Below are 16907 nucleotides of genomic sequence, written 5' to 3'. Positions count from 1 at the left end.
CATAGAACTGTCTGTTCATGCAGTAGTTTGTTCACTTTCGTAGTGCTTCTACTATATTTCTTGAGTATTGTCCTTCCTTTAAAGTAGGATCATTGTAAATTGAATTTATCAATTGTGTATTAGCACAACCTATTTCTTCATTTCCATTTAAAATTAATTCTTTAAATCCTGATATTGTTGATTCCCAGTGTTGTGCAAACTCATTAAATGACAAAAAGGTTCCTAAACTTCCTTTCTCATACTCTTCTATATCAGGAGTGAAAAAATAAATTGGTCTTTTTAACAAGGCATAATCAATAAAAGCACTTGAATAATCTGTTATGAAAGCATCAGCTACAACCAATAATTCTTGACTATCAATATCTAAACTTTCATCAATTACAACCACATTTCCTTGACTCTTAGCTTGTAACTTCAAATTAGGATGAGGTTTAACATATAGTTTAATGTTTTTCTGAACTAACAATTCTAAAAACTGGCTGTCTTCATATAATTCCTTGAGTACATTATCTAAAAAAGAATCTCCTTTTAAATCCATATCTCTCCACGTAGGCATGTAAAGAATAAATTTTTCATTTTCTAAATGGTTTAATTTACTCTTTATTAATGTACTCACCTCTGAATCAAATAAAATATCATTTCTAGGTTGTCCAGTTATTAATATACTATCAGGATTTACCTCAAAACATTCTTGCAGAAATGTTTTTGTTGTTTCAGAAGTGGCAATCGTATAATCTCTTTGTTTATCATAATATATTTTGAGTGTATAATACCTAAGGATGGTACGCAATTTCTTATGTTTAAAATAGTTTGTAGCAAACCATAATCTCTTTAAGGGCATCCCATGCCATAAGGCAACTATTTTAGCACCATGGCAAAGATTTATCTTTCCAACATCACTAATTCCATTTGTATAAAAGATATATCCAGCATTTAATCTCGCTTTTCTCCCTTCTTTTTCGTTATACAAATAACAGGTATAGCCCATCTTTATAATTTCATCTTTTATAGTGTTTTTGCTTGTAATCCATACAGCTTGTATTTTAGGTTCATTTTCATGCACATATTTAAAAAGGTATTTTGTATTATCATTAAATTTATTGCCTCCCCATGCACCAAAAATCCAAAGATTTTTATCTCTCTTCTTAAATCGTAATAAGTTTAAAGTGATATTGATTATCCAAAAAAAATAATAACGTAATATTTCCTTAAAAGAAAGAGCCATTTTATTTTATTTGTTGGATTATATCTAATAATCTATTCGCAACTTCTTCATTCCCTCTCTCCGAAAAATGAGTGCCATCTGGGTAATGTGTGTCTACTTCTAAATCATCCATAGATAAAAACATACAATTTCTTTCTAAGCTGATATCTTTGATGATTTGATTGAATTTCTTATAGTTTTTTGTGCTACCAGGCACCTCTCTTTCAATTCTTTCATTGGGAATATTAATGGATAAACAAATAATTTTTCCATGGGTGTTTTTCTGAATGGTATTAATCAATTTAATATATTCTTCTCGAAAAACTCTTGCACTCGTCCATGCTCTTTTTCCTCTTAAAATAACTAGATATCTACGTATGGGCTTAATGACTAATTCGTGAAATCCTTTTAAAATACGAACTGTAAAACTACGTTTATTTGAAAAAAGATAGTCTGCATACCATCTTGGAATTTCGCGTGTAGCAGCATCAGAACTTCCTATGTTCAGAATGTATATATCGCCAAAATTATTGATTATTTCAGGATAAACCTTATGCAAATCATACATCGTAGCGCGTGTAAATCCTAAGTTTCTAACTAAAGTTAGTTGCTCAGAATTTGTATTTAGTTTCTCTTCAATTATTTGTCCGTAATTTTTGCTAGTAGCATTATCATGTGGTCTATTGCGTATAGCAACAGAATTTCCTACGATGACAATCTTCTGAATTTTCATATTATTTAAAATAGTGAACTAAATATTTGTCCAAGATAGCATTTATTTCAGCTGTAATTTTCAGTTTATATACTATACTTATAAACAAAATTGTAAAAAATAATGTAAATAGGATAGAACCATAGTATGATTGGAAGATTGTAGGTGCTATATAAGGTAATGCAATGGATAATAGTAAAATAACTGTAATAAGTAATAATTTCCCCCCAAAAGGCTGCATATTGAATTTTAAATACACAAATATTGTTTTTAAGAAGTTAAAAGCAAGCATGGAAATAAAGGTTGAAATTGCTGCCCCATTAATATCAAATTTACCTATAAGTATATAGTTTAAAATAATATTAGAAATAGCTAAGATAAAAATGAATAGCGTATTTACTTTATAGTATTTTGAGTAAGAAATAATATGGAAATTTATACTAGTTGCCATATCAATTATTTTAGTAAGTCCAAGCATAAGAAATACAACTTTGAACATTACTAAATCTTCTCCTTTAGTCATTATCTGAAAGATAATATCCATATTAAACCAAATAATAAAGAATAGAAATACACCTATAATATATAAATTGGCAGAAGCGTCTTTATACATTTTTTCAATTTTGGAATATTCTTTATGCTCCAAAGCTTGAGACACCATAGGAGCTGTAATTTGGAAAACAGCTTTAGTAGGTATTTCAATTACTACAGAAAGAAATAAGAAGATACTGTAGTATCCAACTTTGGTAGTACTTAGAAGTAACCCAATCATTACAAGATCTATTTTGTAAACGAGAATGTTTCCCACGTGATTTAGAGCATTATAGAGCATATATTGTGTCATCTCCAAATGTTTCTTACGAGAAATTTTAGAAAAAATAGACATAGAAAAATCTATACCTCCTAATGTATGGATATACCATGCTAAGAGCAGTATAATAATCAAATGATATAAAATTAGAATCCACCCTGAAATAATATAGTCAATAGAAAGAAAATAACTGAGTAGAATAATAAGAGGGACAATGAGTTTTAAACTAAAATTAGAAATTAAATCCGGATAAACAATTCTTCCAAAGTTAAAACTTTGTGAGCGTAATATATTGATAAACACATACATCAGTGCAATGGGAAGAATGATAAAGAGATTACGATATATTTCCTTGATATCAAATCCCCCTTTAATTAAAAGCCATTCAAAAGGAGTTTTAAAAATGTACAATATAATGGCAACAGCAAAAATATTTATAATACTATAGGTAAATACCAGGGATAGGAAACCTTTAATACTACGTTTCTTAAAGTATGGAAAATACTTGTTGACCAAGGAAAAACTTCCCAAAGAAAATAGTGCATTTAATAGTAAAGCAGTAGATAAGCTAAATTGAATACTTCCATATAATTCCCAATCTAAAGGGTAAATAAATAGAGTACTTAATCCACCTAATAGGATTCCTACGTAGTTAACTATGGAGTTTTTTATACTTTGTCGTTGGACAATTCCCACGTTTTACAGTTTAAGTGCAGCGGTAAATTAGTGATTTTTTTTAAGTTCTTCTGCTGTTTTTAAGACGTTGTTTTTAAGGCTATTCATGTAGTCTAAGATTCTATAAAGTAATTGTTCATCATTAACAGCGACTATCTTAGCTGCTAAGATACCAGCATTTTTAGCGCCATTTAAAGCAACTGTTGCCACCGGAATTCCACCGGGCATTTGTAAAATCGAAAGAATAGAGTCCCATCCGTCAATAGAATTACTTGATTTAATTGGAACGCCAATTACTGGAATAGGAGTAATAGAAGCTGTCATACCCGGTAAATGAGCCGCACCTCCTGCTCCAGCAATGATTACTTTTAATCCTCTTTTGTGAGCATTTTTGGCATAATCAAACATTTTCTCTGGAGTTCGATGTGCTGATACAATATCAATTTCATAATCAACTCCTAATTCTTTTAGTACATCAGCTGCTTCCTGCATTACAGGTAAATCTGATTTACTTCCCATGATGATGCTTACTCTTGCCATATCTTTTTTTTAGATAAACAAATATATAGATTTTATTGTAAACTTGAATCATTGCATAAATTCCTTCTCATTGGTATTAGAATTTTAAAATAAAGTAAAAGTTTTATTACTCTTATTCAATTACTTATGTGTTTTCAGTAGATTTAATCAGTCCTTTATTTAGGGAAGTCTATGATTTATCGTATTTTAGTGACGTTATATTATACATTACAATTTATGAAACAGTTTCTATTTATCGTTTTAACGATTTGTTTACCTTCTATTCAAGTATTAGCTCAATGCCCTGAAAATTCAGAAGACAAAGTATTATTAGTAGGAGATAGTTGGGCTTTCTTTATGGGAGTAGATGGCACTATTAATAATGTTTTTGAAGACTGGGGTTTTCCTGAATATAAATTCTATACAAATCTTACATTGGCTGAAAATGGAGCAGAAACGGTGGATTTTTTTAAACCTAGCAAACAAAATGAAATTAGCAGTAAGTTGCTCTCTAAACCAAGTATCAAGTTTGTTCATCTAAGTATTGGAGGGAATGATGTTCTTGGAAGCTGGAAATCCCAAAGTTTTACAGAACAACAAGTGGATGAAATGATTCTTGCCACAGAAGATAGTTTAAATCAAGTAATAGATTTTATTAAAAGTGTTAGACCAGATATTACTATTGTATGGAGTGGATATGCTTATCCAAATTTTGAAGAAGTAATCAAAAGCTTCTTAATACCTTCTCAACATCCATTTTACAGTACATGGGATAAAATGGAAAAACCTAGCTTTCAAGAAATCAATGAATTGTTAAATCGATTTTCTGATGATGTAGAGGCTATGTATGCCAATGACCCTCGTGTGTTTTATGTAAAAGCACCAGGTATTACACAATATACGTATGGACAAACATCTGCATTGGGAGTTCCGCCTTCTGGAACTTATCCTGCATATACAGCACCACTTCCTTATGGTTACGTAAATTATCCTTCGCCTAAAAATTCGATGAGAAATTATGGTATAACAAAGGATTGTTTTCATTTATCTCAGCAAGGATTCAAAGATTTAGTAGGCTATACTACTCAGAAATTCTATCACAAAGCATTAATGGATGATACTTATATTATAGCTTCTGATAATCAAACAAATGGTTCTGTCAGCTCTGATGGAACGGTTAGCTCGCAATTACTATTGGGAGAGGAAGGAGGTATAAATTATAAAACTTTGTTGACTTTCGAAACAATGAATCAATTAACCTATAATGTTGAAAAAGCGAGTATTTTCTTGCATAGAATTCAACAAACAGGAGGGAATCCAGTAGAAGAAAGCATTGAAATAGAAGTTAAGAATGGTGCTTTTGGAGCTTCCTTTGCTGTGGAACCTGTTGATTATACAGCAACAGGAACGCAAAGTGGAACCCCTTGCCTTCATGGGTCAAATACAGATGGTAACTGGGTGAGACTAGATTTACCTATAGAATTATTGCCATTTATCACCAATAATGAGAATACTCAATTTAAAATCATATCTGGAATAACTGCAAGTGCTAAAGTTGAATTTTCAAATGTAGATGATCCAGATTTTGCTCCAGTATTGAACATTACGTATGGCACAACTCCTACATTATCCATAGCAGAAGATTTCATATCACCTGAATTAATCATATATCCGAATCCAACTTCTACAACCTTGCATGTTGCATTGAAATATGCAGATTTTATACAAGCTAACTTATATTCTTTAGATGGAAAACAAGTCATGGAATCTATAGAGTCAAATATGAATGTAATGGGTATATCTCCAGGAACATATATTCTGAGAGTGAATACATCCAAAGGTGTTCTTTATCAGAAGGTAGTCATTGAAAATTAGATTTTGTAAATAATTTATAACTATAACTTGTTGTGCATTTAGTATAAAATGTAGATTATGGTGTCAGCCCTCGATACAATTGTCACCTCGAGAACCTTGGTGCTCGGGGTATATTTGAAAATACAAGGGTAATCATTGGATTTGTTAGTCTTTTATCAATACACAACGGATTAAATAACTAATTTTATTTAATTTATACTCTATATTTTCAATCTTTATTGTAATTTGGTGGGCTAAATAGCTTTTCCATATAATTCATGAAAATTATTCGTTTGCTGATTTTTGTTCCCCTTAGTATCCTCATTCTACTTGGGGTTTTGGGATTATGGGCTGATTATAAGGTTTCTGATTTCTCTAAAGGAAAGAATTTTAATCAAGTAGATGACATTCCATATAATAAGGTCGGGTTGGTTCTAGGAACGTCTAAATATAGAGTCTCAGGAGGAATCAATCTCTATTTTAAATATCGAATTGATGCGGCTGTAGAATTATTTAATCATGGAAAGATTGATTTTATTTTAGTGAGTGGTGACAACTCCACACCGTCATATAACGAGCCAAAGCAATTCATGGAGGAGTTGATTAAGCGAGGTATTCCAAAAGAAAAAATATTTTTAGATTATGCTGGTTTTCGAACACTCGACTCTATGATTCGTGCCTACAAGGTATTTGGGCAGCATTCAATAACTGTGATTTCTCAAAAATTTCACAATGAAAGAGCCATATACTTGGCTGAACATAACGACATGAAAACAATTGGATTTAATGCCAAAGATGTTACCAAAAGCTATGGTTTTAAAACAATGATTAGGGAATACTTAGCCAGAATCCGAGCTATTTTGGATGTTTGGTTTAAAACTCAACCTAAATTTTTAGGAAAAGAAATCATCATTGCATGATTCATTAGAAAAGGTCTCATTCATCCAGTTTTTTTTAAAAACTTGACATAAAACACCCTATATTACCCTTTTACAATAATCAATGGTCATTGTATGAGCAGAAAAGTCAAATAACTAAAATGCTTTAAGTTATCTTTTTGTCCATAAATCTTCTTCTGGTGGTGGTTTTTCTGCTTTTTAGCACTATACCTTTTGACACTGGAATCCGCCTCATTAAAAACAACTAAATATTTGTACAGGTCACCAAAACCACTTATATTTGTTTATGACTATTAACAAATATAAGTGATGAGAATATTTGCAACACTCCTTATCGTACTAGCAACTAACATAGTATTTGCTCAGTTTAACCGTTCATATTTGAATCTTACTCCATCTTTAGATAACAGTTTCGCTCATTATCTTCATACCGATGGACAAGGAAAAACGATACTTTCTAGTTTAAATGTTAAAGACGATAACTTGTTGATTATTACCCAAGAGTTGAATGAATTGGGTGATCTACTCTCTATTCGAAAAGTTTCTTATGAAACCACTTCTGTTTCAAACGATCCGATTCGACCATTGTCTATTGCTGGAGTATGTGACCTAGACGGTAGCAGATACTATCTTTTACAAAATTTTTTAATACCTAACAGTAAACATTATGAATTAATCTGGCTTAAAACAAGTGCCGCTTCAGGTAATCTTCAAGCAGAATATCGTTCGGAAGGTCCTTTTTTATCCAACTATGTGGAAGGTAAACGTATTGGAGATGACTTTGTAACGTATATAGTAAACGAGGAAAAAGACCTTTATCGCTTGGCAATGAATTTAGATGATTTTGGCAATCCATCAATAGAGTTTGTTTCCAATTCAATTGCAACAAATCCAAGTGAATCTATATTAAATTCAAATTTTATTAAAAATGGAAAAAAAGGAGGATTTATCACATTATTAAACAATAAAGAATTGTTTACAATTGTTGGAGAAGACAAGGTTTTTATTCGGGAATCTTTCTCAACTTACTCTTCCTTTCCTCATTCAGTTAATTTAGGCACATCTAGTTATGTATTTGAAATTAATGAAAATGAGTTTGCTATTGCCAATACTTCAAAAATTGAAATTTATAATACTCAAGGCACTTTGGTAAAAGATGAAGCATTTAATATTGGATTTACGGGTGGGAGTTCTGATGTAAGAACAGTCTTTTACAATAAGAACCACTATTATTTAATTGGTTCTATACAAAACCTAGGTTCTTCTCTTATTACATTTGACGAGAATTTTAATCTTATCTCACAACGCAAGATAGAGTTAGGATTGAAATCCCTGAATTCATGTTTAAAAAATGAGGATAAACTTTATCTTTTAGGAGTTGCCAATAATTTTAATGTCGCGCCCAATTTAGCTGTAGATATAGATGATTGGCAGGGTGATATAGTAGCCCCTTCAATTCCTTATGTTGAATTGTTCACAGATAACCCGAAGATAGAAGCGGAGGAATATCAGACTCGTTATTCTCCCAATAACTCTCTTCTTGAACTTAATGCAGGACTTGGCCTTCATTTTATAAAAATGAATAATAACAATGGTGCTGGTGCAACTTATGATGGTACATGGGTTTCCTATGCTTTACAAGAGTTTTTTGCAGGTAAAGATATGAATGAGACTCTAAGAAGTAATTTGGAAGGAAACTCTATCTATTCCCAAGTGAACGTTTTACCAGGCCCCTCGACTCCGTCTATTTTCTACAATGAAATAATAGAGTCTAAGTACAACCGTTCGTATCATGTTACCCAAAAAATGATTTATGACCATATTGATTCTTTATTATACGGTTCCGCAAGTTATATCCCCCCACACGGCATTCGTGAGTGGCCGGGAAATGGTGATGTTTCCAAAGGACAGACAGAACAAGTAGCACCTTTTGTGGATGTAAATAACAATGGGATTTATGAACCTATGGAAGGAGATTATCCTGCTATTTATGGCGATGATTGTTTGTTTAATGTAACTCATAATTATTCTGGAACACGACTTGAAGAATTTCAAACATATACATACACATTTACTTGTGATACTTCGGACATATTCGACGACGTGATTTTTCGAAAAGTGAATATTATTTCTAGGGGCGTAACCTATGATAGCTTGTATTTTGGATTTTATCATGATGGCGATATTGGTTCTCCAGAAGATGATTATATCGGCACTAACGTAGATTTAGGAATGACTTATTTTTATAATGGGGCTTATGACACTGGTGATCCCCCAGGAAGCTATGGATTTGGTGATAAACTTCCTGCTATTGGAACGATGGTTTTAAAAGGATTTAAACAAGATGCTGATGGAATGGATAATGTATTGGGAAGTGGAACGAATCAATCTCCTAATGGTTTTGGTTATGGTGATGGTATAACTGATAATGAACATAAAGGATTGGAATCATCCATGATTATTTATAGACAGGATTTTGATACTTCGGAAGTTTATACTGAACCGCTGTATCCGAGTGATATACTAAACAACTTAAAAGGACTTAATAAAAATGGGGATACACTTCGTTTTGGTGCAGATTACCCTTTTTCTGGTATCTACCCCACAAGGTATGCTTATTTTGGTGATGAGGACACTTATAATTATGCGCTTTATGGAATAGTACCACCATTTGCTCCTTGGACACAGCTGGATACAGATGGTAATGGAACCTCTGCTCATCCTATGGATATGCGAATGATTAGCAGTTTTGGTTATGGTGAATTGGCGCAGAATGAAATCATTTCTTTAGATTATGCTTATGTATTTGTAAGAGACACAACAGAAACTCAATCCTTTATGGATCCAGTTAATCTTTTGTTTGATAAAGGATGGAAAATTCGAAATGCCTTTCTAGTGAATGAAGGACCTTGTGGTTTTGATTTTGGACATAATATCTATACTGACTTGTCAATAGATGAATATCCATTCGAAGAAAACATTTTTATTTATCCAAACCCATCTACGGAAACTGTAAAAATCAATGGATTAACAACTCCAGGAAGTGTAGAGATATATGGACTTAATGGAACTCTAATAAAATCTATCTCAAACTACCAGAATGGAGAGATTATTAACGTGGAGGATTTAACTAACGGAATTTATCTATTCTCGATTCAATCACAAGATCAAAAAACAGTGAAGAAATTTATAAAGATGTAATAAATTATCGTTAGTTTAAAAGTATAATTAAACACATTCACAAAAGTTTTGAAATACCCTGTATCGTCCTGTTTACTATAATCAATAGGCATAGCGTGAACAAAAAGGTTAAATAGTTAAAACATTTCAATAGGAAGTTTCTAATTTCCCTTTTTCCATTTTATTAATTCATTTCTTCTTATAACTTTGCAGGAAATTTTAAAATCATGTCCGTACATAAAGAAGTAAAAAAAGTCACTACTCACGTCCTACAAGAAATGAAAGATAACAATGAGAAAATTGCTATGCTAACTAGCTATGATTTCTCTATGGCAAAAATTGTTGACGGTGCGGGAATGGATGTCATTCTAGTGGGAGATTCTGCTTCAAATGTGATGGCGGGACATGAAACTACACTTCCTATCACTTTAGATCAAATGATTTATCATGCAGCATCTGTTGTAAGGGCTGTAAATAGGGCTTTAGTTGTAGTTGACTTACCATTTGGATCCTATCAAGGAAACTCAAAAGAGGCGTTAAACTCTGCTATTAGAATCATGAAAGAATCTGGAGGGCATGCCGTAAAGATGGAAGGTGGTCAAGAAATTCTAGAATCTATTTCACGCATCCTAACTGCTGGTATTCCTGTAATGGGTCACTTGGGACTAACACCACAATCTATTTATAAGTTTGGAACATACGCTGTTAGAGCAAAAGAAGATGAAGAAGCTGAGCGTTTATTAGAAGATGCTAAAGCATTAGAAGCCGTAGGTTGTTTTGCTATTGTATTAGAGAAGATTCCTGCTAAATTAGCTGAGAGAGTGGCCAAAGAAGTAAGAATTCCTATTATTGGTATTGGCGCTGGAAATGGCATAGACGGACAAGTATTGGTGGTACATGACATGCTAGGAATTAACAATGAATTTAGCCCTCGATTCTTACGTAAATATGCTAATTTATATGAAATCATGACGGATGCACTCCAAAATTATATTAAAGATGTGCGCACTACTGATTTCCCAAATGAGAACGAGCAATATTAAGTAATATGCTAGATGTCATCTATGAAGATAATCACTTGATTGCTGTCAATAAAGCGGTTGGTGATATCGTTCAAGGTGATAAAACAGGAGACACTCCGCTACCCGAAGAAATTAAGAGTTGGCTTGCTGAAAAGTATAACAAACCTGGAAATGTCTTTTGTGGAGTTATTCATCGTTTAGATAGACCTACCTCTGGTATTGTGATATTTTCTAAGACAAGTAAGGCTCTTTCTCGTATGAATGCACTATTTAAAACCAACGGCGTTCAAAAAACATATTGGGCAATTGTAGAAGAAAAACCACCTAATAAAAGTGGAACTCTTCGCAACTATCTTGTAAAGAATGAGAAACAAAATAAGAGTTACGTTACAGATGCTTCTAAAAAAGATGCCAAAGAAGCCATTCTTGATTATAGATTAATTGCCGAGAGCGATAATTATTATCTCCTAGAAATTGCCTTACATACTGGAAGACATCATCAAATCAGAGCTCAATTAGCACACATAGGTTGTCACATTAAGGGTGATTTAAAGTACGGTGCTAAACGAGCCAATAAAGACGGAGGGATCTCATTACATGCGCGTAAGGTTGTTTTTGAACATCCAATTAAAAAGGAAATAATCTCAATTACTGCTAAAGTACCTAACGAACCTTTATGGAAATGGTTCGAAGAAAATAACTAACTACTTTAACACATTAACATGTCCTGTATAAGTATGGTGTTTGTCTGACATTGTTTCTTTAAAATCTATTTTCCAGAGGTAGGTTCCATCTTTAACTATTGTATTAGAATCTACGCCATAAGTACCTTTCCAGCCTACATTCACATCATGAGATTCAAATATAATTTCTCCCCAACGGTCAAAGATCAATAAAGTATATGTTTGCGGATCATAGCCACTTGCAAAAATAGGTTTAAACATTTCATTATATTCATCATGGTCCGGAGTGAATGTATTTGGAATATAGAAAATCACCTTATCTTTCACATCTACAACACTACGAGCTGTATCTGTACATCCTTTATCTGTAGAGGCAATTAACAAAACATCATATATTTTTGGTTCATAAGGGAATTCCACATCTGGTTCAAATTCCGAAGAAATATTATCACCAATTACCCAATAATAAGAATTTGCATATAAAGAAGTATTATGGAAATCTACATCCGGATTGATAACATCAGGATTACTAGGGGTAAAGTAAAAATCTGCAATAGGATTGTGATATACTTTAATATAATTAGGAGTGCTTGTTTGGCTAACACATCCTTTATCAGAGGTAACCTTTAGATTAACATCATAGCTCACATCCATTCCTGTTATATTATCAAAACAATCAGTAAATGAATTACCTGAGTATGATTTCCCATTGGAAAGCGTCCACTCATATTTTGACAATATAGATGGGGAATTTACAGTTGAAGTAGATGTTATTGTAGGACACAGCGGAGCGCAACCTTCTAAATTTTGTCCAACAAAACTAGCCACAGGCAATGGATATACAGTTACTTTTATAGTAGTGTCATTTACACAATTATGATTTGAAGTTACAGTCAATGTAGCATTATAACTACCATCTGATGCATAAGTATGGGAAGGGTTCTGTTGTGTAGAAGTTGTTCCATCGGCAAAATCCCATGCCCATTGTACATTTGAATTGGAAGTATGTGCATTGCTAATGGTTGAATTATCTGAAAATTGTGTAGCAAAGTTCAAACATACATCTGTTGGGGAGAAGTTTACATGAGGCAATGGATATACAGTTACAGGAAGTGTAACAGTATCTTTACATCCGTAGTTAGTTGTAACTACTAAGGATACATTGTATACATTTTCCTGCCCATAGGACACAGTAGGATTTTGCTGATTGGAGGTACTTCCATTTCCAAAATTCCAAGCGTAAGTAGAAATTACATCATTATCAACTGGAGTAATCGTAGAACCATCTGTGAGATTGGTTACATCATCTTCACAAACAGAAGTTGCCGTAAAGTTTGCGATTGGAAGTGCATACACGGTAACCTGATGATCTACTGTATCTTTACACCCATCAGCTGTAGTTGCTATCAAATTAACAGTATAAACACCGCTATTAGGATATTGATGCTGTATATTTTGAGTAGTGTAATCTGTTGTTCCATTATTATCAACATCCCAAGTATATGTCATAGTGCCATTTCCTGTAACAGATGTAGTATTATTCAAATTCATTTGGTTTCCTTTACAAACATTAGTGAAAGTAAAGTCTGCAGTAGGTTTGGGGAAAATAGTTAGTTGTTTTGTTATAGAATCTCTACATCCAATACTTGTTTCAATATAAAGCTTAACATTAAAAGTGCCCGAATTTGTTCCTGTAAAGCAATAATCCAGATTATTACTTGTCAGTAGCGTGCCATCCAAATTATACCTACTATTGACTATGGGTTGATTCGTTGTGCTTTGGTTTGTGAGACAGACTTGATTTCCTTGACAAACATTCGTTAAATCAAAATCAACATCTAAATTTTGAACCTGAATAAAGACTGAATCTATCGCAGTACAATCTGAACCAGTTTGTTCACCATACACATATATCATAGTATCTGATGTAGGTGTTATCTGAATACTTGTTCCAGTTTGCCCTGTGCTCCAATATACATTATCATACTGCATATATACATTTTTTAGGATCGTATCATTACATCCCGTTACTTGTACCACTTGAAAGGAGTCGCTTAAATTAACAGATAGATTAAATGTCATTCCAGAACATACAGCCGTGTCGTTTTGATTAATTCGAATGGGCAAATCAAATATATCTACAGGTTTTTTAACAACAACTGCACAAGCATTGGTCTTTGTCATAGTAAGAGTTACATTATATGAACCTGCTTGAGGGTAAGAATGTGTAGCTATCGTATCAGCAACATTAGCAGAGCCGTCACCAAAATCCCATGTATAACTAGTTACTAATGGAGAAGTGGTCGCCGAGAAATTAATATTACTATTTGGACAATTTGGAGTAGTAACAATATCAAAGTCATTTGTCAGGTCTTTTATGGCTGCACCGGCACAATATCCAAAAGATTCTGCATTTCCCCATCCATATACGGTAGTTGTCGCGCCTCCTGGTGAAGACAAAGTGTGATCGCCTTGTGTTACACTAATTCGTGCATAGCTATAGGTTGGGTCTGCTGGAAAGGGACTAAAACTTCCCGACACATTCGCTCCATCCAACACTACAGTGGGGACATTCACTGTTTTGACGAGAACATTAATCCAATAATTAGTTACCAACGGCGTTTGAAAGGCATTGAAAGTAATATTTTCCAATGATTGCTCAACCGGATATAGAAGCACTTCAAATGGATCTCCAGGTCCACCACAAGATGTTCCTTCTGCATACTGCATAACCATAACTGGATTGTCAGCCGTAATCAATGTAAAGTTATTATCACCATATTGATAAAATTGTCCAGCATTCAATGTGGTTACCAATGTACCATTTAGATATACTTTTGTATTATTTTGAATAGCCAAAACACGATAATGAGTTCTATTTCTTTGTGCATGCGGAATTGCCGCATAGGTTTTACCTAAACTATTATTAGGTAGCAACTGTTCATACAAATGGTCACATGCCACACAACCTCCTATATTAATACATTGACTTCCGGAAAAGACTGCAAATGGTTTACATGAACCACCATTATTAGATGCTTTTATTGACGTTCCTGTTAAATCTGCTGTACCAGAAAGATGTGTCAGTTGATAACTCTCTCCTTGATTTAAAGTAATAGTAAACGGAACACCTGCAGGTTTTCCGCCATCAGTATTTACACTTGGAATAATTTCGATACTGGTATTATTTTCTGTTGCAACTATAAGAGCCGCATCCCCCCAATCTCCAGGACTACCTGACATGTTTAAAGCATAATATTGTGAACCAAGAGCACTAGTTGGTATTACAATAGTTGCATCCGCAGAAGCATTTCCAGGATTCACAGCATAAACGGTTATTTCTTCACAAGACTGAACATGTACTGCTAAGTTATGAGTTCCTTCAGTATAAGGAGTTACAGCAGATAAAGGAAGTGTAAATTTTTGTGTTGTCCCTCCAGGTAAATTGAAATTTTGGGTAAATCCTATACCAGGTACTGTAATAGTTCCACTTGCAGGAGCGTCAGAGGATATATATACTTGAGGCTGGACTACAATTAGATTATACATAAATCCAAACCAGAAATCCTTTCCTTTTGTTGATTGTGAATATGATGTAGATATATTTGAACTTGCAAATAAAATAATCACTAAAAATAAAAATTTTATATTTCTCATAGTAGCCATGTGAATATTAACGTATATATCATATAACGTATAACAAAAATACAAAGTTGCTATAAAAGAAAAATATTTTTTTTAAATATTTCTAGGTTTCATCATTGATTAGATAAAAAATATACTATATTTGTCCCCGCTAAAGTATAACGATACTTTGAGTAATTGAAAACAAGCGAGAATAGCTCAGTTGGTAGAGCACAACCTTGCCAAGGTTGGGGTCGCGGGTTCGAATCCCGTTTCTCGCTCAGCCACTCAAAATATGCTGCTCGGGTGGTGGAATTGGTAGACACGTTGGACTTAAAATCCAATGAGCATTGCGTTCGTGCGGGTTCAAGTCCCGCCCCGAGTACAAAAAGCCTTGACTAATCAAGGCTTTTTTGTTTTATAGAAGTACTACTAATTCATTTAATGGCTACAGTTTATGTCTTACTTTTTTCTTGTCAAAAAAGTAGGCAAAAAGACAAGACAAAAAAATGCTGCCTCCCCGCTCTGGCAAATGTTCGTAAGGACGTACGATCGTACGTCTCTACGGGCATTTGCCATTCACGCGCGCTGCTTCCCGCTTTTTTGTCTGGCCGACACACTTTGGGTTGGCTTTTCAGGAGGAGATTGGGGAACTTTAATAAAATTATAACCCTTATTTTATAAATAACTAATAAACACCTCCTTATATCTCACACTTCGTTGTAACGAAGGTTTTTATTCGCTTTTGTCTCGGAAGTAGCGTCGCGGCGTTTGAAAATAGCCTCTCCAATAAAATCATTTCTTAATGTATTTCAAAACATAATTAGAGCCATCATCAAATAAATAACTTAACCCAAAACTTTCATTTCTGGAAAGTTTTGAAATATTAAAAATTAGTTCTGCGTATCCTAAAGTTTCGTCTAGTATTATTTTATCAGGTGAAATCCTTATTTTTCCTTTTCCTCCAATAATTAAGAAGTTTTTTAATACTAACTGAGTATCTACAACTATTTTAAATTCATTTCCCTTATGTTTATACTTTTCAGGTATTTCTATAATTGAGTCACAAATACGGTAAAAGTCGCCCAAAATCACAGGATATTTATTAAACCTAAAAAAAGAGTTATTTTCTAATCCCCATTTCTTTTTTTTTGTAAAATGAGAAAGATTAAAATTATGTAGAGATGGAGCAAAAAAATAATAAATTGGTTCTTCTTCCTTTTCCATTCTTTTTTTATTAACGAAATAGACATCTTTTAATCCCCAAGTTACATCAACATACGCATATTCATTATTAATCTTAATAATATTCCATTCGTGGTTGACCCTATTAAAAATGAAATCAAAAAAAGACAAAGGTAAATAATCTGATTTTATAAACCCTACTACATTATGACATTCTAAGCCTGCTAGATCACACATTTCTTTATAAATACTTGAAAGGGTGCTACAAGCCCCTTTTTTCATTTTGAATGAACTTTTATTGCTATAATTTGAATAAGAATATGAAAAAGTATTTACCATATAGGTGTAGAAAGCTCTGTATTTTTCTTCGTCCGTCCTAGCTTCTTTGACTAGGTCTCCAACCAAAGACTCTATATCGTTATATTTTTTACTTTGAAAAGATTTGGCAATAGAGTCAATACGTTCATAGTCTTGTCCAAGCAAATAGAAAGGTAAAAGAAAAAGTATCAATAAGAAACCCCATTTACGCATAATTAACT

The 16907-nt window shown here is 33.1% G+C and carries 11 protein-coding genes and 2 tRNA genes; 7 read left to right on the top strand and 6 right to left on the bottom strand.

The genetic code is table 11. The annotated features are described in order from the left end of the window. Nucleotides 1–31: 31 nt before the first annotated feature. The 4 genes from M9897_05790 to purE are packed head-to-tail and all read right to left on the bottom strand — an operon-like array spanning nt 32 to nt 3942. Entirely contained in the window at nt 32–1225 is a 1194-nt protein-coding gene (locus tag M9897_05790) for a CDP-glycerol glycerophosphotransferase family protein (protein ID MCO5268388.1), read from the bottom strand. Between the two features lies 1 nt (nt 1226). After that, nucleotides 1227–1937 carry an SGNH/GDSL hydrolase family protein gene (locus M9897_05785; GenBank protein ID MCO5268387.1) on the bottom strand — a complete coding sequence of 237 codons (711 nt, stop codon included), beginning with the start codon at nt 1935–1937 and terminating at the stop codon, nt 1227–1229. 1 nt (nt 1938) lies between these two features. Next, complete coding sequence (locus M9897_05780) at nt 1939–3423, bottom strand: polysaccharide biosynthesis C-terminal domain-containing protein (GenBank protein MCO5268386.1); 1485 nt, start codon at nt 3421–3423, stop codon at nt 1939–1941. A gap of 27 nt (nt 3424–3450) precedes the next feature. Further along, complete coding sequence (purE, locus tag M9897_05775) at nt 3451–3942, bottom strand: 5-(carboxyamino)imidazole ribonucleotide mutase (protein ID MCO5268385.1); 492 nt, start codon at nt 3940–3942, stop codon at nt 3451–3453. A 216-nt stretch (nt 3943–4158) separates the two neighbouring features. Between purE and M9897_05770 the strand changes: the two genes are divergently transcribed. The 5 genes from M9897_05770 (at nt 4159) to M9897_05750 (ending at nt 11580) form a co-directional block, all read left to right on the top strand. After that, complete coding sequence (locus tag M9897_05770) at nt 4159–5796, top strand: SGNH/GDSL hydrolase family protein (protein MCO5268384.1); 1638 nt, start codon at nt 4159–4161, stop codon at nt 5794–5796. A gap of 257 nt (nt 5797–6053) precedes the next feature. Beyond that, entirely contained in the window at nt 6054–6695 is a 642-nt protein-coding gene (locus M9897_05765; GenBank protein MCO5268383.1) for a YdcF family protein, read from the top strand. A gap of 288 nt (nt 6696–6983) precedes the next feature. After that, on the top strand, nt 6984–9875 hold the full coding sequence (locus M9897_05760) for a T9SS type A sorting domain-containing protein (protein MCO5268382.1): 2892 nt from the start codon (nt 6984–6986) through the stop codon (nt 9873–9875). Nucleotides 9876–10081: 206 nt separating this feature from the next. Continuing rightward, complete coding sequence (panB, locus tag M9897_05755; GenBank protein ID MCO5268381.1) at nt 10082–10897, top strand: 3-methyl-2-oxobutanoate hydroxymethyltransferase; 816 nt, start codon at nt 10082–10084, stop codon at nt 10895–10897. Nucleotides 10898–10902: 5 nt separating this feature from the next. Continuing rightward, nucleotides 10903–11580: an RluA family pseudouridine synthase gene (locus M9897_05750; protein ID MCO5268380.1), complete on the top strand. Its 678-nt coding sequence runs from the start codon at nt 10903–10905 to the stop codon at nt 11578–11580. Here the strand turns inward: M9897_05750 and M9897_05745 are convergent, their stop codons facing one another. Then, entirely contained in the window at nt 11581–15216 is a 3636-nt protein-coding gene (locus M9897_05745; GenBank protein ID MCO5268379.1) for a PKD domain-containing protein, read from the bottom strand. It abuts the gene before it with no gap. A 175-nt stretch (nt 15217–15391) separates the two neighbouring features. On the opposite strand from M9897_05745, the gene M9897_05740 reads away from it, so the two are divergent. Both M9897_05740 and M9897_05735 read left to right on the top strand, forming a co-directional pair. After that, a tRNA-Gly gene (locus M9897_05740) sits at nt 15392–15464 on the top strand. 19 nt (nt 15465–15483) lie between these two features. Next, nucleotides 15484–15568, top strand: a tRNA-Leu gene (locus M9897_05735). Between the two features lie 410 nt (nt 15569–15978). Here the strand turns inward: M9897_05735 and M9897_05730 are convergent. Then, nucleotides 15979–16899 carry a hypothetical protein gene (locus tag M9897_05730; protein MCO5268378.1) on the bottom strand — a complete coding sequence of 307 codons (921 nt, stop codon included), beginning with the start codon at nt 16897–16899 and terminating at the stop codon, nt 15979–15981. Nucleotides 16900–16907 lie beyond the last annotated feature (8 nt).

Origin of the sequence: Brumimicrobium sp. (assembly GCA_023957385.1) — a bacterium.
GTDB lineage: Bacteria > Bacteroidota > Bacteroidia > Flavobacteriales_D > Crocinitomicaceae > Brumimicrobium.
Note: the sequence above shows the minus strand (reverse complement) of the source record. Positions and strands in the feature narration are given on the sequence as shown.

Bases quoted from the DNA above. Each gene is read 5' to 3' on its own strand.
- M9897_05770 (MCO5268384.1), top strand. From the start codon at position 4,159: ATGAAACAGTTTCTATTTATCGTTTTAACGATTTGTTTACCTTCTATT.
- M9897_05730 (MCO5268378.1), bottom strand. From the start codon at position 16,899: ATGCGTAAATGGGGTTTCTTATTGATACTTTTTCTTTTACCTTTCTAT.
- M9897_05750 (MCO5268380.1), top strand. From the start codon at position 10,903: ATGCTAGATGTCATCTATGAAGATAATCACTTGATTGCTGTCAATAAA.
- purE (MCO5268385.1), bottom strand. From the start codon at position 3,942: ATGGCAAGAGTAAGCATCATCATGGGAAGTAAATCAGATTTACCTGTA.
- M9897_05765 (MCO5268383.1), top strand. From the start codon at position 6,054: ATGAAAATTATTCGTTTGCTGATTTTTGTTCCCCTTAGTATCCTCATT.
- M9897_05790 (MCO5268388.1), bottom strand. From the start codon at position 1,225: ATGGCTCTTTCTTTTAAGGAAATATTACGTTATTATTTTTTTTGGATA.
- M9897_05785 (MCO5268387.1), bottom strand. From the start codon at position 1,937: ATGAAAATTCAGAAGATTGTCATCGTAGGAAATTCTGTTGCTATACGC.
- M9897_05760 (MCO5268382.1), top strand. From the start codon at position 6,984: ATGAGAATATTTGCAACACTCCTTATCGTACTAGCAACTAACATAGTA.
- M9897_05745 (MCO5268379.1), bottom strand. From the start codon at position 15,216: ATGAGAAATATAAAATTTTTATTTTTAGTGATTATTTTATTTGCAAGT.
- panB (MCO5268381.1), top strand. From the start codon at position 10,082: ATGTCCGTACATAAAGAAGTAAAAAAAGTCACTACTCACGTCCTACAA.